We start from the raw sequence: 25,673 nt of genomic DNA on the forward strand, positions 1-25,673 counted from the left end.
CCTCGGCGTTTCAGACTCGCAGCCGAAGATGGGAGTCCTCCAAGAATCACTGCCCTAGTGTCGGGAGCGGACGTTCAGGGTTAATGCCGCTAACGGCAATAAACCCCATTTTTCTTGGAGGACTCGCCCATGGGCACCGTCAACGGCCTGCCGGCCCACATTCTCCTGGTTCACGCGATCGTGGTGCTGCTTCCGCTGACCTCCGTCATCCTCGTGCTCACCGCCGTGTGGCCCGCGGCCCGCCGTCGCCTGGCCCTGCCGAACGCGCTGCTCGCGGTGCTGGTGGTGATCCTGGTGCCGATCACCACCAGCGCCGGCGAATGGCTGGAGCACCGGGTCGACCACACCGCCCTGATGCGTGATCACGCCGAGCTGGGCGACACCGCCCTCTGGTTCGCCCTGCCGGTGGCGCTGCTGGCCCTGGCGGTCTGGTGGCGGGACCGGGAGGCCGGACCGGCGCAGTCCGGCGGCGCGCCCACCGGATCCGGCGGCGGGACGGCGACGATGGTGGCCCGGCGCACCTACCTGGCCCCGGCGTCCACCACCGTCACCCGGGTGATCGCGGCGCTCGCCGTGGTCTTCGCCGTGGCGGCCGTGGTGGACACCTACCTGATCGGCGATTCCGGTGCGCGGGCGGCCTGGACCGGCAACTTCAGCGACGCGCCCACCGGAGGTGACGCAGAGCACGACTGAGCCCGGGGCATTGCCGTCAGCTTCCGACTCGTCCGGCCGATACCCCCAGGCGTACCGCACCGCGTCGCGGGGCACCGGACGAGTCGAGGACCCGATGGCTTCTCTCGCGCATCAGACACCGCAGCCCGCCGACCGCCCCGCCGGGCGCGGACTCGCCGCCAAGGCGTCGGCGGCGTTCCTGGTCGTCATCGTCGTGGCGTGCGCCGCAATGGCCTTCGTGCTGATCACCGCGCGGTCCACCGAGAGCCGGCTGACCGCGTACCAGGAGCAGGCCCAGGCCCTGCAGATCCGGCTGGCCCAGGTGGAGAGCGACTTCTACGCCTTCGACGACCAGCTCAACATGTGGGTGCTGGTGGCCGCCACGCAGCCCGGTCAGACCGCCCTGCTGGAGGAGACCCGCGCCCAGGCCGAGGACGCCGGCACGCACCTGGCCGCGGACCTCGCGGCAAGCGAGCAACTGAGCACCACGGGCGAGCTGCGCCAGGGCACCGCGGACCTGCGGCGGAGCTTGGCGGCCTTCCAGGGCTACGCCGACCAGGTGGGCCAGGCGATGCGCGAGGGCGACATCGCCCTGGCCGCCCGGCTGCAGACGGTCGACAACGCGGACGCCTCCAACGAGCTGATGGACGCGCTGAGCGCGGTCACCGAACTCGCCGACCAGCAGGCGCAGCAGGCGATGGCCGCGGTGCAGACCCAGCAGGAACGGCTCGTGCTGGCCGCGGCCGGCACGGCGGTGCTGATCCCCGCCGTGCTCATCGCGCTGCTGGTGGCCTTCATCCGCGGCGTGGTCCGCCCGCTGCGCAAGCTGGCCGGCGTGCTGTCCACGGTGGCCGCCGGGGACCTCACCCACACCGCCGACGTGTCCAGCCACGACGAGGTCGGCCAGATGGCGCAGGCCCTGAACGCGGCGACCGCCAGCATCCGCACCACGATCACCTCGATCGACGCGTCCGCCGACGCGCTGCGCGGCGCCTCCGCCGAGATGGCCGACGTCTCCACCACCATGGCCTCGCTGGCCTCCCGGGCCAGCGACGAGGCGGGCACCGGGTCGCAATCCGCGAGCGACGTGTCGGCCAGCGTGCACACGGTGGCGGCCGGCGCGGAGGAGATGGGCGCGTCCATCCGGGAGATCTCCGCCAGCGCCAACCACGCCGTGCAGGTGGCCCAGGAGGCGGTGGGCATCGCCCGGCAGACCAGCGAGACCATCGGCCGGCTCAACACGTCGTCGGTGGAGATCGGCGACGTCATCAAGGTGATCACGTCGATCGCGGCGCAGACCAACCTGCTCGCGCTGAACGCCACCATCGAGGCGGCCCGCGCGGGCGACGCCGGGCGCGGTTTCGCGGTGGTCGCCGGCGAGGTCAAGGATCTGGCGCAGGAGACGGCACGGGCGACCGAGGACATCAGCCGGCGGGTGGAGACCATCCAGGGCGACACCTCCGGCGCGATCGAGGCGATCGCCAGCATCTCCCAGGTGATCGAGACGATCAGCGACTACCAGACCACCATCGCCTCCGCGGTGGAGGAGCAGACCGCCACCACCGCGGAGATGAGCCGCAGCGTCAACGACGCGGCCACCGGCGTGGAAGGCATCGCCTCGACCATCACCGCCGTCGCCTCCACCGCCTCGTCCACCAGCGACGGCGCGACCCAGTCCCAGCGCGCGGCGGCCGACCTGGCCCGGATGTCGGCCGACCTCAAGCAACTCGTCAGCACCTTCCGGGTCTGACACCGTCGCGACGGCACGCCAGACTGGGCGACATGGATTTCCGACGTACGTACCGCGCCGCCGCGGTCGCCTATGCCGACCTGGTCTCCCGCATCCCTGCCGACCGGCTGGACTCCCCCGGCCTGGGCGACTGGAGCCTGCGCGATCTGATCGGCCACACCGCCAGCTCCGGACTGCGCGAGGTGCCCTCGGCCATCGCCACCTCAGCCGCCGAACTGCAGGTGCCGTCGGCCGAGGCGTACTGGGCGTTCGCCCGGTCCGCACCCCGGGACATGGTGGAGGCGGCGATGGCCGCCTCCACCCGCGACGCCCGGGAGACCGGCAAGTCCTTCGGCGACCAGCCCGGCACCGCGGTGCAGGATCTCGCCGGCCGGGCCACCGCCGCGCTCGCCGAGGCGGGCGACGACGACGTGGTCGCCTCGGCCATCGGCGGCATGCGCCTGCGCGACTGGATCACCACCCGCACGTTCGAGCTGGCGGTGCACGGGCTGGACACGGCGCGGGCGGCCGACCTGCCGTTCGAGGTGTCGGCGGAGGTGCTCGCGGACGCGGCGGCGATGGCCGCGCGGGTCGCCGCCACGGTCGGTGACGGCGCCCCGGTGCTGCGCGCGCTGACCGGCCGGGGCGCCCTGCCGGAGGGCTTCTCCATCATCTGAATCTCGACAAAGTCCACCGGACAGGTAGACAAAGTGGGTGTTGGTCGCCGAGACTCGGGCCATGGACTTCACCCTTGCGCTCGCCGGACTCGGTGTCGGCATCGTCGTCGGCCTGACCGGTATGGGCGGCGGTGCCCTGATGACGCCCATCCTGGTGCTGGTCTTCGGCGTCCCACCGGTGGCCGCGGTCTCCAGCGACCTCGCGGCGAGTGCCGTCATGAAGCCCTTCGGCGGTTGGGTGCACGCCCGCCGCGGCACCGTGAACTGGCGCCTGGTCGGCTGGCTGTGCGTCGGCAGCGTGCCCTCGGCCTTCCTGGGGGTACTGCTGCTGCGCCTGCTCGGCGACGACGACGCGGTGCAGCACGCGATAAAGGTGTCGCTCGGCGTCGCGCTGCTGCTGGCCGCCGCCGGGTTGCTGCTCAAGGCGTGGATGGGCCGCAAGCGCCCGGGCGGCGGTCCGGCCGCGCCGATCGCCGTACGCCCGGTGCCCACCGTGCTGCTGGGCGTGCTCGGCGGCCTCATCGTCGGGCTGACCTCGGTCGGGTCCGGCTCGCTGATCATCGTGCTGCTGCTGGTGCTCTACCCGAGGCTGCGCGCCAACGACCTGGTCGGCACCGACCTGATCCAGGCGATCCCCCTGGTCGCCGCCGCGGCGCTGGGACACGTGTTCTTCGGCGACCTGCAACTGGACATCGCCGGCGCGGTGCTGATCGGATCCATCCCCGGCGTGCTGATCGGCGCGCGGATCTCCTCGCGGGCACCCGGCGGCGTGGTCCGCTCGGCGCTGGTCATCGTGCTGCTGGCCAGCGCGCTGAAGCTGCTGGACGTGCCGACGCTCGCGGTCGGGGCGGTGGCCGGCACGGCGTTGCTGATCGCGGTGCTGGTGCCGCTGGTGCGGCGGATGCGCGGCGGCGGGCGGACATCACCCGCCGCACCGGCCGAGGTCCCGACCACGGCGCCGGGCGACGCGCCGGCCCCTCAGCAGGCGGGTCACACGGACCACGACGAGCCGGCCCGCGCGGCACGCTAGCGGCCGGCGGGCTCCGCGCCGCCCGCACCGGCGGTTCACACGGCGCTACCGCAGACGGGTCAGCGGGGCACCACCTTCTCGATCGCCCACTGCCGCCAGGTGTCCAGCCGGTGCTGCACCAGCGCCAGTTGCTCGGCCACCGGGCCGGGCCCGGTCGAGCCCGGCGTGGTGCGGCTGGCCAGCGCGGAGCTCACCGTCAAGACTTCGCGCACCGACGGGTCCAGATGCTCGCTGATCACCTTGAGGTCCTCGTCGCTGACGTCCTCCAGCTCGCACTCGCGCGCCGAGCACAGCGCCACCAACTGTCCGGTGATCTCATGCGCGTCCCGGAACGGCACGCCCTTGCGCACCAGCCAGTCGGCGACCTCGGTGGCCAGCGAGAAGCCGACCGGCGCGGCGGCGGCGAGCCGGTCCACGCGTACCGTCATGGTGGCGATCATCCCGGCCAGCGCGGGCAGCAGCAGCCGCAGGGTCTCGACCGCGTCGAAGACCGGCTCCTTGTCCTCCTGCATGTCCCGGTCGTAGGTCAGCGGCAGGCCCTTGAGCATGGTCAGCACGGCGACCAGGCCGCCGGTCAGCCGGCCGCTCTTGCCGCGGGCCAGTTCGGCGATGTCGGCGTTCTTCTTCTGCGGCATGATCGAGCTGCCGGTGGCGAACGCGTCGTCCAGCTCCACCCAGCCGAACTCGGTGGAGGTCCAGAGCACCACCTCCTCGCCCAGCCGGGACAGGTGCACGCCGATCAGCGCGGTGACGAACAGGAACTCGGCCACGAAGTCACGGTCGGCCACCGCGTCCATGGAGTTCGGCGCCGGCGCCTGGAACCCGAGTTCCTTGGCCACCGCGGCCGGGTCCAGCGGCAGCGACGAACCGGCCAGCGCGCCGGAGCCGAGCGGTGAGATCGCGGCCCGGCCGTCCCAGTCGCGCAGCCGCTCCAGGTCGCGCAGCAGCGGCTGCACGTGGGCGAGCAGCCAATGCCCGAAGCTGACCGGCTGGGCGTGCTGCACGTGCGTCAGGCCCGGCGCCGGGGTGTCCACGTTGCGCTCCGCCTGCTCGGTGAGCGCGTCGGCCAGCTCGATCAGCGCCACCGCCACCCCACGGGCGTGATCACGCAGGTAGAGCCGCAGGTCGGTGGCGACCTGATCGTTGCGGGAACGCCCGGCGCGCAGCTTGCCGCCGAGCGTGCCGAGGCGTTCCAGCAGGCCGCGCTCCAGGGCGGTGTGCACGTCCTCGTCCTCGACGGTGGGCCGGAACTCGCCGGTGGCGCAGGCGCTGTCCAGGTCGTCCAGGGCGGCCAGGATCTGCCCGAGCTCCTCCGGGTCGAGCAGGCCGGCACCGGCGAGCACCCGCGCGTGCGCCCGCGAACCGATCAGGTCGTACGGGGCGAGCCGCCAGTCGAACTGCACGCTGACGCTGAGCCGGGCCAGCGCCTCCGCCGGGCCGCCGGCGAAACGCCCGCCCCAGAGCCTGGTCGCTCCCTCGCTGTCCGACACGTTCATGTCCCTTCGTCTGCGATGTCTCGCGGCCCCGACCCTACCGGCGGGGCCGCGCACTAAAGTCGCGGGAATGACCAGCACTCCCGCATTCGATCTGTCCGGCGACGTCGTCGCGCTCACCCGTGCCCTGTGTGACATCCCCTCGGTCAGCGGCCAGGAGAAGGAGATCGCCGACGCGGTGGAGATCGCGTTGCGCGCCTGTCCGCACCTGGAGGTGCTGCGCGACGGCGACGCGGTGGTGGCCCGCACGGCGCTGGGCCGGCCGTCCCGGGTGGTGCTGGCCGGGCACCTGGACACCGTGCCGGTGGCCGGGAACCTGCCGACCACCACGACCGGCGAGGGAGACGCCGAGATGATCCACGGCCGCGGCACGGTGGACATGAAGGCGGGCGTGGCCGTCTTCCTCCATCTCGCCGCCACGCTGAGCGAGCCGCGGCACGACGTGACGTACGTCTTCTACGACCACGAGGAGGTCGCCTCCCGCCTCAACGGCCTGGGCCGGCTGGTGCGCACCCACCCGGACTGGCTGGCCGGCGACTTCGCGGTGCTCGGCGAGCCGTCCAACGCCGCGGTCGAGGGCGGGTGCCAGGGCACCATGCGCGTGCGGATCACCGTGCCCGGCATGGCCGCCCACCCGGCCCGCTCGTGGATGGGCAGCAACGCGATCCACTCGGCCGGGGCGGTGCTCGACGTGCTCCGGGCGTACCAGCCGCGCCGCCCGGTGGTGGACGGCCTGCACTACCGGGAGGGCCTGAACGCGGTGAAGATCGAAGGCGGCATCGCCGGGAACGTGATCCCCGACGAGTGCGCCGTCTTCGTCAACTACCGTTTCGCCCCGGACCGCAGCGTCGAGGAGGCCGAGGCGCACCTGCGGGAGCTGTTCGGCAGCCACCAGGTGGAGGTGACCGACGCCGCCCCGGGCGCCCGCCCCGGCCTGGACCATCCGGCGGCGCGGGCGTTCGTCGAGGCGGTCGGCGGCACCCCCACCGCGAAACTGGGCTGGACCGACGTGTCGCGGTTCGCCGCGTTGGGCGTCCCGGCGGTGAACTACGGGCCGGGCGATCCGCTGCTCGCCCACAAGGGCGACGAGCAGTGCCCGGCCCCGGCGATCCGCGACGCCCTGCGCGGCCTGCAGGCGTGGCTCGCCTGAGGCGGGCTCAGTCGCCCGGCTTGGCACCGTGGCCCGCGATCTGGGCGATGGCGCCGGGCATCGCGTACATGTGCGCGAACGCGCGGGCCTGCTCGCCGGTCCACAGCGACGACCCGTACCCGTAGACGACGCCCTGCCGGGCGGCCGCGTCCAGCAGGCTGAACGGGCTGCGGCTGCCCAGCGGCACCACGGTGCCCTTGTGCAGCCGCACCCGGACGGTGCCGGTGACGCGGCGCTGGCTGCTGTCCAGGAAGGCGCGGAAGTCGTCCAGGATCGGGTCGTAGTAGACCGCCTCGTGCAGCAGATCCCCGTACGTGGTGCCGAGCGACGCCTTGGTGGCCTGCTGCCGGTTGCTGAGCACGAGCCGTTCCAGTTCGCGGTGCGCGGCGATGAGGATGAGCATGCCGGGCGCCTCGAAGCCGACCCGCGCGAGGTTGCCGACCATGGTGGAGCCCATGTGGATGCCGCGCCCCACGCCGTGCGTGCCGCCCAGTTCGTTGAGCGCCTTGAGGATCGCGTAGTTCGGCGTACCGGGGCCGGTGCCGTCGATCGGCGCGCCGTCAGGCGTGGTGCACGAGACCACGTCGCCGCCGTCGAAGCCGAGGAGCAGTTCCACCGCCTCGTCCGGCGCGTCGGCGATCGACCGGGTGTACGTCCAGGCGCTCTCCGGCAGGTACTCCCAGGACCCGTACGTCTCGCCACCGCCGATGGTGGTGCCGATCAGGCCCTCGTTGATGGAGTACGTGGTGGTCTTGGCGCTCACCTCGAACCCGCGCTCGCGCAGGTACTCGCTCTCCGCCTCCCGGGTGAGGCGTTCGTCGCGGATCGGCGTGATGATCTCCATGGTGGGTGCCAGGGCGCGGATCACCGCGTCGTAGCGCACGTGGTCGGCGCCCGCGCCGGTGGAGCCGTGCCCGACCGCGTCGGCGCCGTGCTCCAGCGCGGTCTGCACCACCTTCTCCGCCTGCACCAGCCGTTCCGCGCCGACGCACGACGGGTAGCCGCCGTTACGCAGGTAGTTCGCCTTGATGGCGTAGCTGATGACCCGCTCGTACAACTCGGCGCGGGCGTCGACGACGACGTGGCCGGCCGAGCCGAGTTCGAGCGCGCGGGCCTGCACCGCCTCGCCTTCGCCGCTGTGCAGGCCGCCGGTGTCCACATTGGCGGTGAGCACCTCCCAGCCCTGCTCGCGCAGCGAAACGAGGGCGTAGGAGGTGTCCAGCCCGCCGGAGAAGGCGAGGACGATCTTGCGCTTGGTCATGGTGGGGTTCCCTGATCGAGTGGTCGCGGACGGGGTCAGGCCGGGGGCACTTCGAGGATCGGCACCCGGACGGCGCCGTCGCGGCGCACGTGCCCGGGTGGCAGGACGTAGAACCGGCACCGGTCCGCCTCGATGTCCTTCTGCATCGCCCGCTGCCGGTCGTAGTCGAACGGGTCCAGCCAGAAGGTCGGCTCGCCGGCGGCGCCGGGCGGCGCAACGGTGAAGTCGCTCTCGTAGACGAACGAGCCCGGTGAGGTGTGGAACGGCACGGTGGCCACCAGGATGCGCAGCGCGCCGAAGCGGGTGTGCACCTTCAGCGCGCTGTTGTCGTACTGCGTGACGCCGTCCAGCTTGCGCGCCCGGTACGCGGACAGCGCCAGCGCCTTGGCCGCGTGCCCCAGCCCGACGCTGGGCATCAGCGACCACAGCGACCAGCCGACCCAGGTGCCGGGCGCGGCGCTGGGCGCGGCGCAGTAGCCGCCCACCGGCACCGGCCCGCGGTAGCCGCTGTCCACCATGCCGGCCCGCACCGCCCGCAGGTGCTGCTTGACGTCGGTGTCGAAGGAGAACGTCGAGCGTTCCACCATCGCGGCGAAGGCGTCCTGCGGAAGTCCGGCGATCACCGCGGCCGAGGGCATCAGGATCAGGTCCACCATCACCCACTGCGGCATCGGGATGCCGCGGTCACCGAAGGCGATGCCGTTGATGATGTTGAACAGGTTGAGGAACTCCCCGGTGTCCCAGCCCTTGTCGGCGGTATCGGTGAAGTCGAGCCAGCTCAGCTTGTGCCCGTACGGCGCCTCGTTCAGGTGCGGGCGCAGCGTCTCGTTGGAGGCCAGGAAGAACTCGACCCCGTGACCGGTCAGTTTGTGCAGGTGGTCGACGAAGTCCGGGAAATGCACCTCCACCGAGGGTTCCACGGTCATCACAGGCTCTCCTCGCGCGGGTCGGCGTCGGTACGGCTCCAGTTGCCCAGCTTCTCGGCCAGGGTGGCCCCGGCGTGCGGCCGGGAGTCGCGGGCCACCACGAGGATCGTGTCGTCGCCCGCGATGGTGCCCACCACGTCCGACAGCCCGGAGCGGTCCAGCGCGCTGGCCAGGAACTGCGCCGCCCCCGGCGGGGTGCGCAGCACGGCCATGTTGCCGCTGGCGTCCACGCCGGTGAGCAGTTCCCGCAACAACCGCTGCAACCGTGCGGGCGCCTGCTCGGCGTCGCGCAACGGCCGCTTGCCGTCCTCCGGGATGAGGTAGGACCCGCTGACCTTAACGGCGCCCAGCTCCTCCAGGTCGCGCGACAGCGTCGCCTGGGTGACCTGCACCCCGTCGGCGGCGAGCAGATCGGCCAGCTCGGTCTGCGAACGCACCGAGCGCCCGCGGATCAGCTCGACGATGCGCGCGTGCCGGGCGGCGCGGGTCACCGGAGCGGTCATGACGCCTCGATCAGCCACGCCAACAGGGCCTTCTGGGCGTGCAACCGGTTCTCCGCCTGATCGAACACGGCCGACTGGGTCCCGTCCATCACCTCGTCGGTGATCTCCTCACCCCGGTGCGCGGGCAGGCAGTGCAGCACGATCGCCTCGGGCGCGGCGAGCGCCAGCAGTTCCTTGTTCACCTGGTAGGGCCAGAACGGCGTGCGCCGGTCCAGTCCGTCGTCCTCCTGACCCATGGACGTCCACGTGTCGGTGGCCAGCACGTCGGCGCGGTCGGCCGCCTCCCGCGGGTCGCGCAGCACCTCGACCGACCCGCCGGTCCACGCGGCGATCTCCGCCGCCCGCGACACCACGGCGGGCGCCGGGTCGAACCCGGACGGCCCGGCCACCCGTACGTGCATCCCGGCGCTCGCCCCGGCGAGCAGATAGGAGTGGGCCATGTTGTTGGCCGCGTCCCCCAGGTAGGCCAGCGTGCGCCCGGCCGTGGCGCCGAGCCGTTCCCGCACGGTGAGCAGGTCGGCCAGGAGCTGGCACGGGTGGAAGCCGTCGGTGAGGGCGTTCACCACGGGCACCCGGGAACCGCCGGCGATCTCGGCCAGCCGCTCGTCGCCGAACGTGCGCATCACGATGGCCGACACGTAGCGCTGCAGCACCAGGCTCGCGTCGGCCAGCGACTCGCCACGCCCGAAGTGGGTGTTCTGCGTGTCCACGATGATCGGGTTGCCGCCGAGCTCGGCGATGCCGGCCTCGAAGGACAGCCGGGTGCGCAGGCTGGGCTTGTCGAACAGCACGGCCACCGACTGCGGGCCGGCCAGCGGCCGGCGCGCGTACCGGTCCGCCTTCATCGTCGCGGCCAGATCCAGCACCGCGGCCTGTTCGGCCGGCGTCAGGTTGTCGTCGCGCAGCAGATGACGCGTCACGCGGTCACCTCCGCCAGCGCCTGGCCCAGCGCCGCCAGGAACGCCTCGGCCTGCTCGGCGGTCAGGATCAGCGGCGGGGCCAGCCGCAGCACGCCCGGCTGCACCGGGTTGACCAGGACGCCGCCCGCCCGCAGGCGCGCCGCGACCGCCGCCGCGGTGTCGCTGCCGAGCACGATGCCCAGCAGCAGCCCGGCGCCGCGCACCTGCAGGCCCAGCGACTCGGCGCCGCGACGGATCTGTTCGCCGACGCGCTTGACGTTGTCCAGCAGGCCCTCGCCGGCGATGGTCCGGATCACCGCCAGGGCGGCGGCGCAGGCGACCGGGTTGCCGCCGAACGTGGTGCCGTGGGCACCCGGCCGGAACAGCTCGCCGGCGCGGCCGAAGGCCAGGCAGGCGCCGATCGGCAAGCCCCCGCCGAGACCCTTGGCGAGCGTCACGATGTCCGGTTCGACGCCGTCGGCCTGGTGCGCGAACCAGTGGCCGGTGCGGCCCACCCCGGTCTGCACCTCGTCCACCGCCAGCAGGGCGCCGGCCGCGGTGCAGATCCGGCGGGCCTCGGCGAGGTATCCGGCCGGCGGCACGACCACGCCGTTCTCGCCCTGGATCGGCTCCAGCACCACCATCGCCGTGTCGCCGGTGACCGCGTCGGCCAGGGCGGCGACATCCCCGTACGGGACGTGGGTGACCTCGCCGGGCAGCGGCCGGAACGGGTCGGCCTTGGCCGGTTGCCCGGTGAGCGCGAGCGCCCCCATGGTGCGGCCGTGGAAGCCGCCCTCGGTGGCCACCACGTGGGTGCGGCCGGTCAGCCGGGACAGCTTGAACGCGGCCTCGTTGGCCTCCGCGCCGGAGTTGCAGAACAGCACCCGGCCGGGCCGCCCGGCCAGCGCCAGCAGCAACTCGGCGAGTGCCAGCGGGGGCTCGGCGACGTACAGGTTGGAGACGTGGCCCAGGGTGGCGATCTGCGTGGACACCGCGGACACCACCGCCGGGTGGGCGTGTCCCAGCGCGTTGACCGCGATGCCACCGAGCATGTCGAGGTATTGCCGGCCGTCCTCGCCGGTGAGCACCGCGCCGGACCCGGCGACGAGCCCGAGCGGCGGGGTGCCGTAGTTGTCCATCATGGACTGTTGCCAGCGTTCGGTGAGGGAGGTCATTGTTCGCTCACGACCATCGTGCCGATTCCTTCCGGGGTGAAGACTTCGAGCAGGGTGGAATGCGCGACCCGGCCGTCCACGACGTGCGCCGCGGGCACACCGCCGCGCACCGCGCGCAGGCACGCCTCCATCTTGGGCACCATCCCGGACTGCAGCGTGGGGAGCAGCTTCTCCAGGTCGGTGTCGCTGATCTGGGAGATCAGCGACGCGGTGTCCGGCCAGTCGGTGTACAGGCCCGGCACGTCGGTGAGCACCACCAGCTTGCGGGCGCCCAGCGCCACCGCCAGCGCCGAGGCCGCGGTGTCCGCGTTGACGTTGTGCAGCACGCCGTTCGCGTCCGGGGCGACGGTGGCCACCACCGGGATGCGCCCGGCCGCGATCAGGTCGTCCACGGCGGAGGTGAAGACCCGGTCCACGTCGCCGACCTGCCCCACGTCCACCGCCGCGCCGTCCACCAGCGCGTACCGGCGCACCGCGGTGAACAGCCCGGCGTCCTCACCGGACAGTCCCACCGCGTACGGGCCGTGCTGGTTGATCAGCCCGACCAGTTCCCGGCCGACCTGCCCGGTGAGCACCATCCGGACCACGTCCATGGCCTCCGGGGTGGTCACGCGCAGGCCGCCGCGGAACTCGCTGGCGATGCCCAGCCGGTCCAGCATCGCGGAGATCTGCGGGCCGCCGCCGTGCACCACGACCGGCTTGATGCCGGCGTGCCGCAGGAACACCATGTCCGCGGCGAAGGCCCGCTGCAACTGCGGATCCACCATCGCGTTGCCGCCGTACTTCACCACGATGGTCGCGCCCTGGAAGCGCTCCAGCCACGGCAGCGACTCGATGAGCACGGCGGCCTTCTGCTGCGGCGTCAGCCCGTCGCTCTGCTGCGCCCCGCTCATGTCGAGTACGCCGAGTTCTCGTGCACGTAGGCGTGGGACAGGTCGGTGGTCCAGATGGTCGCGGACATCTCCGCCTCGTGCAGGTGCACGGTGATCGTCACGTCCCGTCCCGTCAGGTCCACAGCAGACCGGTCGGCCGCCGCGGCACCGCCCCGGCAGACCCACACGCCGTTGACCGCCACGTCGACCCGGTCCGGCTCGAACGCCGCCGTCGTGGTGCCGACCGCGGCGAGGATCCGCCCCCAGTTCGGGTCGTTGCCGAACAACGCCGTCTTCACCAGGTTGTTGCGGGCCACGGTGCGGCCGACGGTCACCGCGTCGGCTTCGCTGGCCGCGCCCCGCACCTCGATGGTGATGTGCTTGGTCGCGCCCTCCGCGTCCGCGATGAGCTGCTGCGCCAGATCGTGACAGACCGCGGTGACCGCCGCGGTCAGCTCCGGCAGCGTCGGCTGCACGTCGGAGGCGCCGCTGGCCAGCAACAGCACCGTGTCGTTGGTGGACATGCACCCGTCGGCGTCGATGCGATCGAAGGTGACCCGGGTCGCCTCCCGCAACGCCATGTCCAGCGTCTCGTTGTCGGCCACCGCGTCGGTGGTGAGCACCACCAGCATGGTGGCCAGCGCGGGCGCGAGCATGCCGGCGCCCTTGGCCATGCCGCCGACGCTCCAGCCGTCGCCGGCCACCTGCGCGTTCTTCGCCACCGTGTCGGTGGTCATGATGGCCCGTGCCGCCGCCTCGCCGCCGTCGGCGGACAGGCCCTTGGCCGCCGCGCTGACCCCGGCCAGCAGCCGGTCCATCGGCAACAACTCGCCGATCAGGCCGGTGGAGCAGACGGCCACGTCGCCGGCGCCGACGAGGGCCGGCCGCGCGCCGCCGCGCAGCACCGCCGCGGTGTGCTCGGCGGTACTGTGGGTGTCCCGGAAACCCTGCGACCCGGTGCACGCGTTGGCGCCGCCGGAGTTCAGCACCACCGCCCGGACCACGCCGCCCTTGAGGACCTGCTGACTCCACAGCACCGGCGCGGCCTTGATCCGGTTGCCGGTGAACACCCCGGCCGCGGTGGAATCGGGGCCGTCGTTGACGATCAGCGCGACGTCGCTCGCGCCGCTGGACTTCAGCCCGGCCGCCACGCCGGTGGCCCGGAACCCGCGCGGGGTGGTCACGGTCACGGCGCCACCCCGTACGCGCCGAGTCCGGCCGTCTCGGGCAGGCCGAGCATCAGGTTGGCGCACTGCACGGCCTGGCCGGCCGCGCCCTTGCCGAGATTGTCCAGCGCGCTGACCACGATCACCCGGCCCGCGTCGGCATCGGTGGTGGCCTGCAGGTGGCATGCGTTCGACCCGGCGGTGGCCGCGGTGCGCGGCCAGGATCCGTCGGGCAGCAGACTGACAAACGGCTCGTCCGCGTACGCCTGCGCGAGCACGTCCCGCGGATTCGCGTCGCCTGTGGGGCGCGCGGTCACGGTGGCCAGAATGCCGCGCGGCATCGGGGCCAGCACCGGCGTCATGGACAGCGACCGCGCGCCGGTGGCCTGCTTGATCTCCGGCACGTGCTGGTGCGTCCCCACCTTGTACGGCGTGAGGTCGCCCATCACCTCGGTGGCCAGCAAGCGCGTCGTGGCGGACCGGCCGGCGCCGGACGTGCCGGAGGCGGCGACCACCACGACATCGTCGGGTTCGACCGCACCGGCGGCGATCAGCGGCGCCAGCGCGAGCGTGATGGTGGCCGCATAGCACCCGGTGTTCGCCACCCGGGTGGACGCCGCGATGGCCTGCCGAGCTCCGGGCAGTTCCGGCAGCCCGTACGTCCACGTGCCGGCGTGCGCGCCACCGTAGTAGCGCTGCCACGCGCCCGCGTCCCGGAGCCGGAAGTCGGCGCCCAGATCGACCACCTTCACCCCGGCCGACACCTGCCCGGCGACGGCCGCCGACTGCCCGTGCGGCAACGCGAGGAACACCAGGTCGGCCGCGCTCAGCACGTCCGGCCCGGTGGCCGCGAACGTGATGTCCAGCGCGGCCAGGTGCGGATGCACGGCGGCGACCGGCGCACCGGCGTGCGCATGCGCGGTGGCGGCGACCAGATCAAACTCGGGATGCCCGGCGATCAGGCGCAGCAGCTCACCACCGGCGTACCCGCTGGCCCCGGCGACGGCAACCCGGATTCCCATACTCACCTCCGCATGACTATGCAGAGAACCGTATCAACCCGCGCGACCACCCCGCAACACCGTTCCCCCACCCCTCCCACCCCACCGCACCCCGCCGATTGCGTCGATCTTGGACATTCTGTGCCCGGTTGAGGGTGATAAATCGGTTATGCCGGACCGAAAAGCTCAAGATCGGCGGCCGGGTTCCGGGCGCGGACACGCGGACCGCCCCGGGTGTAGGGCGGGGCGTGACGGGGGGTTGGGGCGGTTCCGGAACCGGACCGGGGTGCCGTAACCGGTTCCGAGCTGGGAGACTCACCCCGTACGTGTTGTGATGACCGCAATGACGGTCGACTTCACTGGAGGCCGTCCGTGAGCGAGGTCCTGCCGTACCGGGACGCCGGTTTGTCCGTTGAGGAGCGGGTCGCCGACCTGCTCGGCAGGATGACCCTGCCGGAGAAGGTCGGGCAGATGCTGCAGCTCGATTCGCGTGGTGACGTCAAGGAGATTGTCACCGAGAAGCTCGCCGGGTCGATTCTGCACACCTCGCCGCCGCGCATGCTGGAGGCGATCGACCTGGTCGCCAAGACCCGGCTGGGCATTCCGCTGATCACCGCCGAGGACTGCATCCACGGGCACAGCTTCTGGCCCGGCGCGACGATCTTCCCGACGCAGCTTGCCATGGCCGCGAGCTGGGACGTCGGCCTGCTGGAGCGGGTCGCGCGGGCCACCGCCGTGGAGGTCGCCGCCACCGGCATCCATTGGACCTTCTCGCCGGTCCTGTGCATCGCGCGTGACCTGCGCTGGGGCCGGGTCAACGAGACGTTCGGCGAGGACCCGTACCTGATCGGCGAACTGGCCGCCGCCATGGTTCGCGGCTATCAGGGCCGCGGGCTGACCGATCCGAGCGCCATCCTGGCCACCGCGAAACACTTCGCCGGATACTCCGAGACCCAGGGCGGCCGGGACGCCAGCGAGGCCGACATCAGCCGGCGCAAGCTGCGGTCCTGGTTCCTGCCGCCGTTCGAGCGGGTGGCCCGCGAGGGCGTGGCCACGTTCATGCTCGGCTACCAGTCGATGGACGGCGTGCCGATCACCGCGAACCGGTGGCTGCTCAACGACGTGCTCAAACGGGAGTGGGGCTTCACCGGCACCCTGGTCACCGACTGGGACAACGTCGGTCGGATGGTGTGGGAGCAGCAAGTCTGCGCGGATCTGACCCAGGCCGCCACGCTCGCCGTACGCGCCGGCAACGACCTGGTGATGACCACGCCGGGCTTCTTCGAGGGCGCACTGGCCGCGGTCGAGCAGGGCCTGCTCGGCGAGGACGAGATCGACGCCGCGGTACGCCGCATCCTGCGCCTGAAGTTCGAGCTGGGCCTGTTCGAGAACCCGCGCGGCCCGGACGCGCAACGGCAGGCGGCGGTGATCGGCTGCGCCGAGCACGCGACGCTGAACCTGGAAACGGCGCGCCGCTCGCTGGTGCTGCTGCGCAACGACGGCCTGCTCCCCCTGGACACCGGCGCGCAGGCACGCACCCTCGCGGTGGTCGGCCCGAACGCCGATGACGTCTCCGCCCAGCTCGGCGACTGGTCCGGCGATTCCGGCCAGGTGGACTGGATGCCCGACGGGCACCCGCGTGAGCTGACCGAGACGGTGCTGGACGGATTCCGCGCGCTCGTGCCGCACGGCTGGACGCTCCGGCACGCTCGCGGCGCGGACATCGAGAAGCTGGTGCCCGACCCGGAAGGTCCGCTGTTCCCGGACGGGCAGCCCCGGCCGCCGATCTCCCGGCCCGCCCCGGCCGACCCGGAGATGATCGACGCCGCGGTCCGCGCCGCACGCCAGGCCGACTGCGTGGTCGCGGTGGTCGGCGACACCGTGGCGCTGACCGGCGAGGGTTGCTCCACGGCCACGCTGGAGTTGCAAGGCGGACAGATCGCCCTGCTGGACGCGCTGGCCGACACCGGGACCCCGATGATCGTGGTGCTGATCAACTCCAAACCGGCCGTGCTGCCACCGTCGGCGCTGCGCGCGCGGGCGCTGATCCAGGCGTTCAACCCGGGCATGCGCGGCGGTCGCGCGATCGCCGAGCTGATCCTCGGCATGATCGAACCGACCGGCCGACTGCCGCTGTCGGTGCCCCGGCACGTCGGCCAGCAGCCGGTGTACTACAACCAGATCCGCGGCCAGCACGGCAGCCGCTACGCCGACCTCACCCAGGACCCGCAGTTCGTCTTCGGCGAGGGGCTGAGCTACACCCGCGTCGAGTACGCCGATCCGGTGCTCGCCGCGCCGGTGGTCGCCCCGGACGGGGTGGTGCGGGCACGGGTGACGCTGACCAACGTCGGATCCCGCCCGGCGACCGAGACGGTGCAGGCGTACATTTCCGACGTGATCACCAGTGTCACGTGGGCCGATCGGGAGCTCAAGGCGTTCACCCAGGTCACGATCGGCCCCGGGGAAACCGTCACGGTACCGGTGGAGATCCCGGCGGCACAGTGCACACTGGTCACCGCCGACGGCCGCCGCGTCGTGGAGCCGGGAGAGTTCGACCTGCTGGTCGGCCCCAACTCCGGCGATCTGCGCGCGGCGCGCTTCCGCATCGCCGAGGAGTGACCCCACCGTGCTGAGCCCGCCCGACGACCTGGATCCCGACGTGCTGACCGGCGCCCTGACCCGCGAGTGGGGGCTGGCGGTGGCGTCCCTGGCGTACCGGGAGGCCGGGTTCGGCAGCCATCACTGGGTGGTGACCGACCCGGCCAGCACCGGCTGGTTCGTCACCGTCGACGACCTGCCCGCCAAGCGCCGGGATGCGGCCGAGGGCCTGGACCGCGCGTTCGCCCGGCTCGGCGGCGCGTTGGACGCCGCCCGCCGGCTGCGCGAGGCGGGCGCGGCGTTCGTGGTGGCGCCGTTGCCGACGGCCGGCGACGAGCCCGTCATCCGGCTCGGCCAGCGCTACGCCGTCGCGGTCTATCCGCTGGTCGAGGGCGTCGGGTTCGGCTTCGGGTTCGACGCCTACGCCGATGAGGCACATCGCCGGGGCGCGCTGGAGATGGTGATCGGCGTGCACGCCGCTCCCCCGCCGGTGCGGGACCGCGCCCTCGCCGACGACTTCGCGGTGCCGCACCACGACGCGCTGGAGGCCGCGCTGTCCGGTGACGCGGCGAGTGACTGCGGCCCGTACGCGGTCCGGGCCGCCGAGCTGATCACCGGCCACGCCGAGCCGATCCGCGCCCTGATGCGCCGGCACGACGAGCTGGCGGCGGGCGCCGACCCACGACGGGCGGTGCTCACCCACGGCGAGCCGCACGCCGGCAACACCATGCGCACCGACGCGGGCTGGCGGCTGGTGGATTGGGACACCGCCCTGGTCGCCCCGCCGGAACGGGATCTGTGGTTGATCGGCGGTGACCTGAGCGCGTACACCGCAGCCACCGGGGTGGAGGTGATGCCGGAGATGCTGGAGATGTACCGCCTGCGGTGGCGCCTGGCGGACCTGGCCGTGGACGTGGACCGGTTCCGCCGCCCGCATCCGGGCGACCGCAACGACGACGAGTCGTTCCGGGTGCTGTCCGGCGTGGTCGCCGGAATACGCCCGTAACGCGGCGCGCCTAGTCTCGCGGCATGGTGGACGCGCCGCAGACGGACGTGACGACGCTGGGGGAATGCCGCATCGAGTCGCCGCTGGGCGCGCTCGCCGAGCGCCAGGGCACCACCCGGCACTACGTCCACGAGTCGGACCGGGTGCTGCTGGACGACACGGTCTCGCTGCTCGGCGCGCGGACCTCGGATCCACCCTCGTTCGAGCCGGGCGGCCCGCGCCGGCGCATCTACTTCGACCCGTCCAAGATCCGCGTCGGCATCGTCACGTGCGGCGGGTTGTGCCCGGGGCTCAACGACGTGATCCGCGGGCTGGTCCTCTCGCTGACCGCGCACTACGGCGTCACCCGCATCCTCGGGTTCCGCAACGGCTACCAGGGCCTGGTGCCCCGGCACGGCCGCAGCGTGATGGAGCTGACGCCGCAGGCGGTGGAGTACGTCAACGAGCACGGCGGCACCATCCTGGGCACCTCGCGCGGCAACCAGGACCCCGAGGAGATCGTCGACACCCTCGACCAGCTCGGGGTCAACGTCCTGTTCGTGATCGGCGGGGACGGTTCGATGCGCGGCGCGCAGAGGATCGCCGCGGCGGTGGCCGCCCGGGACCGCCGCATCGCCGTGGTGGGCGTGCCCAAGACGATCGACAACGACATCCCGTACATCGGGCACAGCTTCGGATTCCAGACCGCGTTCGGGAAGGCGACCGAGTCGCTGCGAGCGGCGCACACCGAGGCCACCGCGCAGCCCGGCGGCGTCGGTCTGGTGCAGTTGATGGGCCGGCACAGCGGCTTCATCGCCTGCTACGCCGCGCTCGCCACCAACGACGCCGACTACGTGCTCATCCCGGAGGTGCCGTTCGCCCTGGACGGTTTCCTGCCGCACCTGCGCCAGCGGGTGGCGACGCGGGGGCACGCCCTGGTGGTGGTCGCCGAGGGCGCCGGGCAGGAACATCTGGCCGAGCTTCCCGCGGCCACCGACGCGTCCGGCAACAAGCGGCTCGGCGACTTCGGCGACTTCCTGCGCGCCCGGATCCTGGAAACGTTCGCGGCGGCACGCCAGGAGGTCAATCTGAAGTACATCGACCCCAGCTACGTCATCCGCAGCGTGCCGGCCAACCCGTACGACAGCGTGTACTGCCTGCGGCTTGCGCAGGCCGCCGTGCACGCGGCGATGGCCGGGCGCACCGACATGGTGGTGGGGAGCTGGCGGGGCCGGTTCGTGCACGTGCCGATCCCGCTCGTGGTCTCCACCCGCAACCAGGTCGACCCGGACGGGGATCTGTGGATGTCGGTGCTGGAGGCGACCGGCCAGCCCACCGCGTTCCCGGCGCCGCACCGCGCGGCGGCGGCCTGACACACCCCCGGCGCAGGCTCGGCTTGTGCCGGGTTGGCAAGCTGGGGTGGTGATCTCGTGGATTCGGCGGCTGACGGTGGCCGGTGCCCTGGCGACCGCGGCGGCGGTGCTGATGATGGCGGCCGGCGCGATCTGGGAGCGGGCCGAGTCCGCCGGGCACGTGTACGCGCCGGAGCAGGTGCCGGACGCTGCGGTGGCCCTGGTGCTGGGCGCGCAAGTGGACTATCCGGGCGCCCGGCCGTCCGCCTTCCTCGCCGCCCGGCTGGACATCGCCCGGCGGCTGCTCGCCCGCGGCGCGGTGCGCGCCGTGCTGGTCTCCGGAGATCATGCCCGGTGGGCGTACGACGAGCCGGGCGCGATGACCCGCTGGCTGATCGAGCACGGCGTGTCGCCCAGCCTGATCGTGCAGGACTACGCGGGCTTCGACACCTACGACTCGTGCCAGCGCGCACGCCGGATCTTCGGCGTGCGGCGGGCGATCGTGGTCACGCAGTCCTACCACGTGGACCGCGCGGTGGCACTGTGCCGCAACGCCGGGATCGACACCGACGGCGTGGGCGACGACACCGCCCGCGCCTACCCCCGGCAGTGGCTGGCCAGCGCGGTGCGCGAACCACCCGCCGGGGTCAAGGCGCTCTACGACACGCTGTCCGGACGGGACCCGGTGTTGCTGGGCCCGAATGAGACCGGCGTCGCGGACGCGCTGCGCACCGCAGCCCGCCGAGGCTGAGACGCGGACTCCCGCCGGTCCAGCAGCCGCTGCACCAGCAGCGCGATCCCGGTCACGGCCAACGCGCCCGCCCAGCCGGTGAGCAGCCCGAGGATCGGGCGATCGGCGAAGACCGCGCCGCCTGAGAACCCGAGCAGGGCCGCCTCGACCGCCCAGAGCAGCACGCCGGCCGCGGTGTACCGGCGGAAGCGTCCCGCCGGGTAGCCGACCGCCCCGGCGGCGAACGCCGTGGTCGAGCGCCCGCCGGGCACATACCGGGCGAACATGATGACCAGCCCGCCGCGACGATGCAGCAGGCGATGAGCCCAGTCGTGGGCGCGCCGGGCGCGACGCAGCACGGTGCGGTTGCTGCGCCGCCCGATCTCGTACGACAGGCAGTCACCGCCGAACGCGCCTGCCGCGGCCGCACCGATCAGCGCGGCCGGCAACGGCCGGCCGGTGCTCGCGGTGATCACGCCGACCGCGACCACGGTGGACTCGCTGGGCATGAAGGGCAGCACGGCATCCAGCCCCGAGACGAGAAAGACGATCACGAGGACCCACGGGGTGCCGGCCAGGGAGCCGAGATCGTGCATGCCCTCACCATGACGGCCCTACCGGTGCGTCAGATGAACACCGCGGGAACGGACATGGACATCCACCGATCCCTGCGTCAGAGTGCCAGGCATGACCTCTCGGCGAGCAGTCCTCTCCGTATCGGCGGCCGCGGCCGTCGCCGCTCCCCTGGCCGGCGCCGGGGGCGCGACCGCCGGCACCCGCACCGGACCGCGCCCGCAGCGACCCGACCCGCAACTGCGGGAGTTGCTGCGGGAGATCGACCCGCGGCGCATCGAGGCCGACATCCGGCGCCTGGTCGCCTTCGGCACCCGGCACACCCTGTCCAGCCAGGATGACCCGGAGCGCGGCATCGGCGCGGCCCGGGACTGGATCTTCGAGCGGATGAGCAGGTACGCGGCCGCGTCCGGTGGACGCATGTCGGTGCGCAAGCAGACCTTCATCCAGCCACCCGCCTCGCGCATCCCGGAACCGACACCGATCACCAACGTGATCACCACGTTGCGCGGATCCTCGTCACCGGAGCGCATCTACGTGGTCAGCGGCCACTACGACTCGCGGGCCAGCGACGTCATGGACGCCACCAGCGACGCGCCGGGCGCCGACGACGACGCCTCCGGGGTGGCGGCCGTGCTGGAGCTGATCCGCGTGCTGGCCACCCGGCGGACCGAGGCGACCATCATGCTCGCCGCGGTGGCCGGCGAGGAACAGGGCCTCTACGGGTCGGATCACATGGCCCAGGTGCTGCACGACGCGGGCGCCGACGTGCAGGCGATGTTCACCAACGACATCATCGGCACCGGCGACGCGCACGACGGCAGCCGCCCCGACCCGCGCAGCGTGCGGCTGTTCGTGGAGGGCGTGCCGACCACCGAGACCCCGCAGCAGGCGGCCATCCGGCAGGCGGTGGGCGGCGAGAACGACGGGCCGGCACGGCAGCTCGGCCGGTTCGTCACCGACGTCGCTCAGAACGCCCCGACCGGCATGGACGTGCGCGTGGTGTGGCGGCGCGACCGCTACCTGCGCGGCGGCGACCACATCTCGTTCCTGCGTCGCGGCTACCCGGCCGCCCGGTTCACCGAGCCGCGGGAGAACTTCGCCCACGAACACCAGGATGTGCGGGTGGAAGACGGCGTGCAGTACGGCGACCTCGCCCGGTTCTGCGACTTCTCCTACATCGCGCGGGTGGCCCGGGTGAACGCCGCGACGCTGTGGTCGCTGGCCCAGGCGCCCGGCACGCCCACGGACGTGGTCATCGACACCACCCAGCTCACCAACGAGACGACGCTGCGTTGGGCGGCCAACACCGAGGCGGATCTGGCCGGGTACGAACTGCTGTGGCGGGAGAGCACCGCCGCCGATTGGGAACACGTGCTGGACGTGGGCGACGCCACGGCGGTGACGGTGGACGTGTCCAAGGACAACGTCCAGTTCGGCGTGCGCGCGGTGGACACCGACGGCCACCGCAGCCCGGCGGCGGCGCCGGTGCCGTCCTAGGCCCCCGCCCGATGGGCCACCCCGGCGTGCTGGTGACCCGCGGTTGCAGCGCGTAATCTCTCCGATGCCCTGGACACGGGCGTTGTCGACGTGTGAGGAGTACTCGTGGCCTTCGGCTATGCCGCCAGCATGCGGGCCCAGCCCGGCAAGCGGGACGACGTGATCAAGATCCTGCTCAGCGGGCTGGACGGGCTGCGCCAGGCGGGATGCTCGGTCTACGCGGTGAGCGTCGAGGATGAGGACCCCGACATGATCCGGATCTACGAGGTGTGGGAATCCGCGGAGCACCACACCGCCTCGTTGCAACTGCCCGAGACCAAGGCGGCGATCGCCACCGCCATGCCGATGCTCACCGGCGAGTTCACCGCACGCCACGGCACGGTCGTGGGCGGCCTGGGCGTGGGCGGCCTGGGCGTGGCATGACCGGATACGAGCGCCACGGCTTCCCGGACGGCACCAGCGACGAACGCGAACTGTTCCTGCGCTGGCTGGCATTCCTGCGCGGGGCGGTGCTGCGCAAGGCGCTGGGCGTCAGCGACGAGCAGGCCCGGTGGCGCCCGGGCGGCAAGCTGCTGCCGCTGGTCGGCATCGTCAACCATCTGACCGGGGTGGAACGCCGGTGGATCGACGGTGACGCGGCCAAACCCGAGGATGAGTACGACCCGCCGCGGCTGAGCATCACCGAGGCGGTCGCGGCGTACCGGGAACGGGGTGCGCGCACCGACCAGGTGGTGCGCGAGGCGGACCTGACGCCGGGCCTGCGCTTCGTCCTGATCCACCTGATCAACGAGACGGCGCGGCATGCCGGGCACGCCGACGCCGTACGGGAACTGCTGGACGGCACGACCGGCGAGTGACCCCCGCCCTGCGGGGCCCTCGCCGGTCGGCGCCGACGACCTAGGCTCCGCGCAGCGCGGCGCCCACCCGGGACGCCGCCGCGGCCACCGCCGCGTCCCGCGCGGCCACCGCCTCCTCGACGGTCAGCGTCCGGTCGGCCGCCCGGAACGTCAGCTTGTACGCCAGCGACCGCTTGCCCGCGCCCAGCCGCTCCGCGGTGTAGACGTCGAAGAGCTGCACCGACTCCAGCAGCTCCCCCGCGCCCGCGCCGAGCGCCGCCTCCACGTCCGCCGCCGGCACCGCCGCGTCCACCACCAGGGCCACGTCGATCAGCGCCGGAGGGTACGTGGACAGGCGTTCCGCCTGCACCGGCGGCACCGCCGGGACCGCGTCCAGGTCCAGTTCCACGGCGCAGGTGCGGCGCGGCAACTCGACCGCCTCGATCACCGCCGGGTGCAGCTCCCCCGCGTACCCGACCACCGCGTCGTCCACCAGCACCTGCGCGCAACGGCCGGGGTGCCACGGGGTGTGCTCGGCCGCACGCACCGCGACCCGCCCGGCCGGCACGCCCGCCGCGGCCAGCACGGTCCGGGCGGCCTGCACCGCGTCGGCCCATCCGGCCGCGCGGCCCGCGCCCCACCAGCCCGCCGGTTCGACGTCGCCGGCCAGCACCGCCGCGACATGCCACGGCTGGTCCGGCACATGCGCGTTGGCCGCCGCCCACTGCGCATCGTCCGGACGCCGGTCCACGCCCATCTCCGGCGCCGCGGACCCGGCCGGGCGGGGACGAAACACCGTGCCCATCTCGTAGAGGGCCAGATCGCGCCGGCCCCGCCCCAGGTTGCGCTTCAGGGTGGCCAGCAGCGGCGGCAGCAGCGAGGTGCGTAGCTGCGGTTCCTGCTCGGACAGCGGGTTGGTGAGCCGCACCGCGGTACGCCGCGGGTCGTCGGCGGCCAGCCCGAACTCCTCGTGCGCCTGCGGTGCGACGAACGGGTAGGACAGCACCTCGACGTACCCGGACTCGGCCAGCGCCCGCGCGACCGTGCGCCGGCGGCGTTGTGCGGGGGTGAGCCCACGGCCGCCGGGTGCCATCGGCAGCACGCTCGGGATGGCGTCGTAGCCGCCCAGCCGGGCCACCTCCTCCACCAGATCGGCCGGGTCGATCAGGTCGGGCCGCCACGACGGCGGGGTGACGACCAGCGGCGATTCCCCGGTGACCGCGCAGCCCACCTGGGACAGCAGCGCCGTGACCCGGTCCGCCGGGTACCCGACGCCGATGCGCCGCGACGGCAGCTCGGCGGGCAGCGACACCGGCGCGGACGGCGCCACGTGGTCGATGTCCAGCACACCCGGATCGACGACGCCACCGGCGTGCGCGGTCAGGATCTGCACCGCCCGTTCCAGGGCGCGCAGCGGCAGTTGCGGGTCGACGCCACGCTCCCAGCGCTTGGCCGCCTCGCTGAACAGCCGGTGCCGGCGCGCGGTGCGCCCCACCATCACCGGGTCCCAGTGCGCGGCCTCCAGCAGCACGTCCACCGTGCCGGGCTGCCATTCGCTGGTCTCCCCGCCCATCACCGCGGCCAGCGAGATCGGGCCGCTGTCGTCGCAGATCACCATGTCCTCGGCGGACAGCGACCGGGCGACCCCGTCCAGGGTGGTCAGCTTCTCCCCGGCGGCGGCACGCCGCACCACCAGGCCGCCGCGCAGCCGGCCCAGGTCGAACACGTGCATCGGCTGGCCGAGTTCCAGCATCAGGTAGTTGGTGATGTCCACCGGCAGCGAGATGGCGCGGATGCCGGCCGCGATCAGCCGGCGCTGCATCCACTGCGGCGAAGCGGCGTTCGGGTCGATGCCGCGCACCACCCGCGCCGCGAACCGGTCGCAGCCCACCGTGTCGTCCACCCGAACCGGGTACGGCGGCTCGGGGGTGCCGGGCGTCGCCGGGCCGGCGGCCGGGTCGGTGAACGCCGAGGAGAACGCGTACGACAACTCGCGCGCCATGCCTCGCACGCTCATCTCGTACCCGCGGTCCGGGGTGATCTCGACCTCGACCACCACGTCGTCCAGGCCGATCACGCCGCGCGCGTCGGCGCCCGGCTCGGCGGCGCCCTCGCGGAGCACCACAATGCCCGCGTGCTCGTCGCTGATGCCCAGCTCACGGGCCGAGCAGATCATGCCGGCGGACATCCGGCCGTACGTCTTGCGGGCGCCGATCCGGAACCCGCCGGGCAGTTCCCCGCCGGGCAGGATGACGACCACCAGGTCACCGGCGGCGTAGTTGCGGGCGCCGCAGACGATCTGCTGCGGCTCGTCGCGGCCCACGTCGACCAGGTTGAAACGGATCGGCTTCTTGAAGCCGGTCAGCTCCTCGACCTCCAGCACCCGGCCGACGACCAGGTCGCCGGTGACGGTGGCGGCCTGGTCGACGATGGACTCCACCTCCATGCCCAGGCCGACCAGGGCGGCCTCCAGCTCCACGACGCCGAGCTGGGCGGGCAGTTCCACGTATTCGCGCAGCCAGGACAGTGAGACCTTCATGACGCG

23 protein-coding genes are annotated in these 25,673 nt (G+C 72.9%); 12 read left to right on the plus strand and 11 right to left on the minus strand.

All coding sequences use genetic code 11. The features are described 5' to 3' along the window. Nucleotides 1-129 precede the first annotated feature (129 nt). The 4 genes from IEY73_RS24730 (at nucleotide 130) to IEY73_RS24745 (ending at nucleotide 4,108) form a co-directional block, all read left to right on the plus strand. Entirely contained in the window at nucleotides 130-693 is a 564-nt protein-coding gene (locus IEY73_RS24730; protein WP_189081707.1) for a DUF2231 domain-containing protein, read from the plus strand. A 94-nt stretch (nucleotides 694-787) separates the two neighbouring features. Further along, nucleotides 788-2,422, plus strand: coding sequence for a methyl-accepting chemotaxis protein (locus IEY73_RS24735; protein ID WP_229716123.1), 1,635 nt, complete (start codon nucleotides 788-790; stop codon nucleotides 2,420-2,422). 32 nt (nucleotides 2,423-2,454) lie between these two features. Continuing rightward, entirely contained in the window at nucleotides 2,455-3,078 is a 624-nt protein-coding gene (locus tag IEY73_RS24740; RefSeq protein WP_189081708.1) for a maleylpyruvate isomerase N-terminal domain-containing protein, read from the plus strand. A gap of 61 nt (nucleotides 3,079-3,139) precedes the next feature. Further along, complete coding sequence (locus tag IEY73_RS24745) at nucleotides 3,140-4,108, plus strand: sulfite exporter TauE/SafE family protein (RefSeq protein WP_189081709.1); 969 nt, start codon at nucleotides 3,140-3,142, stop codon at nucleotides 4,106-4,108. Between the two features lie 59 nt (nucleotides 4,109-4,167). On the opposite strand, the gene argH is transcribed toward IEY73_RS24745, so the two are convergent. Then, entirely contained in the window at nucleotides 4,168-5,604 is a 1,437-nt protein-coding gene (gene argH / locus IEY73_RS24750; RefSeq protein ID WP_189081710.1) for an argininosuccinate lyase, read from the minus strand. A gap of 67 nt (nucleotides 5,605-5,671) precedes the next feature. Here argH and dapE point away from each other — a divergent pair, with 67 nt between their 5' ends. After that, nucleotides 5,672-6,751, plus strand: a complete 1,080-nt coding sequence (gene dapE / locus IEY73_RS24755; protein ID WP_189081711.1) for a succinyl-diaminopimelate desuccinylase — start codon at nucleotides 5,672-5,674, stop codon at nucleotides 6,749-6,751. 7 nt (nucleotides 6,752-6,758) lie between these two features. On the opposite strand, the gene argG is transcribed toward dapE, so the two are convergent. The 8 genes from argG to argC are packed head-to-tail and all read right to left on the minus strand — an operon-like array spanning nucleotide 6,759 to nucleotide 14,575. Further along, nucleotides 6,759-8,012 carry an argininosuccinate synthase gene (argG, locus tag IEY73_RS24760; RefSeq protein ID WP_189081712.1) on the minus strand — a complete coding sequence of 418 codons (1,254 nt, stop codon included), beginning with the start codon at nucleotides 8,010-8,012 and terminating at the stop codon, nucleotides 6,759-6,761. A gap of 35 nt (nucleotides 8,013-8,047) precedes the next feature. Further along, nucleotides 8,048-8,938, minus strand: coding sequence for a hypothetical protein (locus IEY73_RS24765; protein WP_189081713.1), 891 nt, complete (start codon nucleotides 8,936-8,938; stop codon nucleotides 8,048-8,050). Next, nucleotides 8,938-9,441, minus strand: a complete 504-nt coding sequence (locus IEY73_RS24770) for an arginine repressor (RefSeq protein ID WP_189081714.1) — start codon at nucleotides 9,439-9,441, stop codon at nucleotides 8,938-8,940. The genes IEY73_RS24765 and IEY73_RS24770 overlap by 1 nt, the downstream gene beginning before the upstream one ends. Beyond that, entirely contained in the window at nucleotides 9,438-10,361 is a 924-nt protein-coding gene (argF, locus tag IEY73_RS24775; protein ID WP_189081715.1) for an ornithine carbamoyltransferase, read from the minus strand. The genes IEY73_RS24770 and argF overlap by 4 nt, the downstream gene beginning before the upstream one ends. Continuing rightward, a complete protein-coding gene (locus IEY73_RS24780; protein WP_189081716.1) occupies nucleotides 10,358-11,515 on the minus strand; it encodes an acetylornithine transaminase in 1,158 nt (385 codons plus the stop codon). Before IEY73_RS24780 ends, argF begins: the two co-directional genes overlap by 4 nt. Beyond that, nucleotides 11,512-12,408, minus strand: a complete 897-nt coding sequence (gene argB, locus IEY73_RS24785; RefSeq protein WP_189081717.1) for an acetylglutamate kinase — start codon at nucleotides 12,406-12,408, stop codon at nucleotides 11,512-11,514. The genes IEY73_RS24780 and argB overlap by 4 nt, the downstream gene beginning before the upstream one ends. Continuing rightward, the gene (argJ, locus tag IEY73_RS24790; protein WP_189081718.1) at nucleotides 12,405-13,577 is read right to left on the minus strand and encodes a bifunctional glutamate N-acetyltransferase/amino-acid acetyltransferase ArgJ; all 1,173 of its coding nucleotides are present in this window, start codon (nucleotides 13,575-13,577) and stop codon (nucleotides 12,405-12,407) included. The genes argB and argJ overlap by 4 nt, the downstream gene beginning before the upstream one ends. After that, on the minus strand, nucleotides 13,574-14,575 hold the full coding sequence (gene argC, locus IEY73_RS24795) for an N-acetyl-gamma-glutamyl-phosphate reductase (protein ID WP_189081719.1): 1,002 nt from the start codon (nucleotides 14,573-14,575) through the stop codon (nucleotides 13,574-13,576). Before argC ends, argJ begins: the two co-directional genes overlap by 4 nt. 351 nt (nucleotides 14,576-14,926) lie before the next feature. Between argC and IEY73_RS24800 the strand changes: the two genes are divergently transcribed. The 4 genes from IEY73_RS24800 to IEY73_RS24815 are packed head-to-tail and all read left to right on the plus strand — an operon-like array spanning nucleotide 14,927 to nucleotide 20,240. Next, on the plus strand, nucleotides 14,927-17,173 hold the full coding sequence (locus tag IEY73_RS24800; protein WP_189081720.1) for an exo-beta-d-1,3/1,6-glucosidase: 2,247 nt from the start codon (nucleotides 14,927-14,929) through the stop codon (nucleotides 17,171-17,173). 7 nt (nucleotides 17,174-17,180) lie between these two features. After that, nucleotides 17,181-18,158 carry a phosphotransferase gene (locus tag IEY73_RS24805; protein WP_189081721.1) on the plus strand — a complete coding sequence of 326 codons (978 nt, stop codon included), beginning with the start codon at nucleotides 17,181-17,183 and terminating at the stop codon, nucleotides 18,156-18,158. Between the two features lie 23 nt (nucleotides 18,159-18,181). Then, the gene (locus IEY73_RS24810) at nucleotides 18,182-19,510 is read left to right on the plus strand and encodes an ATP-dependent 6-phosphofructokinase (protein ID WP_189081722.1); all 1,329 of its coding nucleotides are present in this window, start codon (nucleotides 18,182-18,184) and stop codon (nucleotides 19,508-19,510) included. 49 nt (nucleotides 19,511-19,559) lie between these two features. Beyond that, complete coding sequence (locus IEY73_RS24815) at nucleotides 19,560-20,240, plus strand: SanA/YdcF family protein (protein WP_229716124.1); 681 nt, start codon at nucleotides 19,560-19,562, stop codon at nucleotides 20,238-20,240. Here IEY73_RS24815 and IEY73_RS24820 read toward each other — a convergent pair. Beyond that, entirely contained in the window at nucleotides 20,147-20,815 is a 669-nt protein-coding gene (locus IEY73_RS24820; RefSeq protein WP_189081723.1) for a DedA family protein, read from the minus strand. The genes IEY73_RS24815 and IEY73_RS24820 overlap by 94 nt on opposite strands. Nucleotides 20,816-20,906: 91 nt before the next feature. Between IEY73_RS24820 and IEY73_RS24825 the strand changes: the two genes are divergently transcribed. From IEY73_RS24825 to IEY73_RS24835, 3 genes are all read left to right on the plus strand, one after another. Further along, entirely contained in the window at nucleotides 20,907-22,292 is a 1,386-nt protein-coding gene (locus tag IEY73_RS24825) for a M20/M25/M40 family metallo-hydrolase (protein WP_189081724.1), read from the plus strand. Nucleotides 22,293-22,397: 105 nt separating this feature from the next. After that, a complete protein-coding gene (locus IEY73_RS24830; RefSeq protein ID WP_189081725.1) occupies nucleotides 22,398-22,715 on the plus strand; it encodes a putative quinol monooxygenase in 318 nt (105 codons plus the stop codon). Continuing rightward, a complete protein-coding gene (locus tag IEY73_RS24835; protein ID WP_189081726.1) occupies nucleotides 22,712-23,149 on the plus strand; it encodes a mycothiol transferase in 438 nt (145 codons plus the stop codon). Before IEY73_RS24830 ends, IEY73_RS24835 begins: the two co-directional genes overlap by 4 nt. Before the next feature lie 40 nt (nucleotides 23,150-23,189). Here the strand turns inward: IEY73_RS24835 and pheT are convergent, their stop codons facing one another. Then, complete coding sequence (pheT, locus tag IEY73_RS24840; RefSeq protein WP_189081727.1) at nucleotides 23,190-25,667, minus strand: phenylalanine--tRNA ligase subunit beta; 2,478 nt, start codon at nucleotides 25,665-25,667, stop codon at nucleotides 23,190-23,192. Nucleotides 25,668-25,673 lie beyond the last annotated feature (6 nt).

Origin of the sequence: Mangrovihabitans endophyticus (assembly GCF_014646155.1) — a bacterium.
Taxonomy (GTDB): domain Bacteria; phylum Actinomycetota; class Actinomycetes; order Mycobacteriales; family Micromonosporaceae; genus Actinoplanes; species Actinoplanes endophyticus.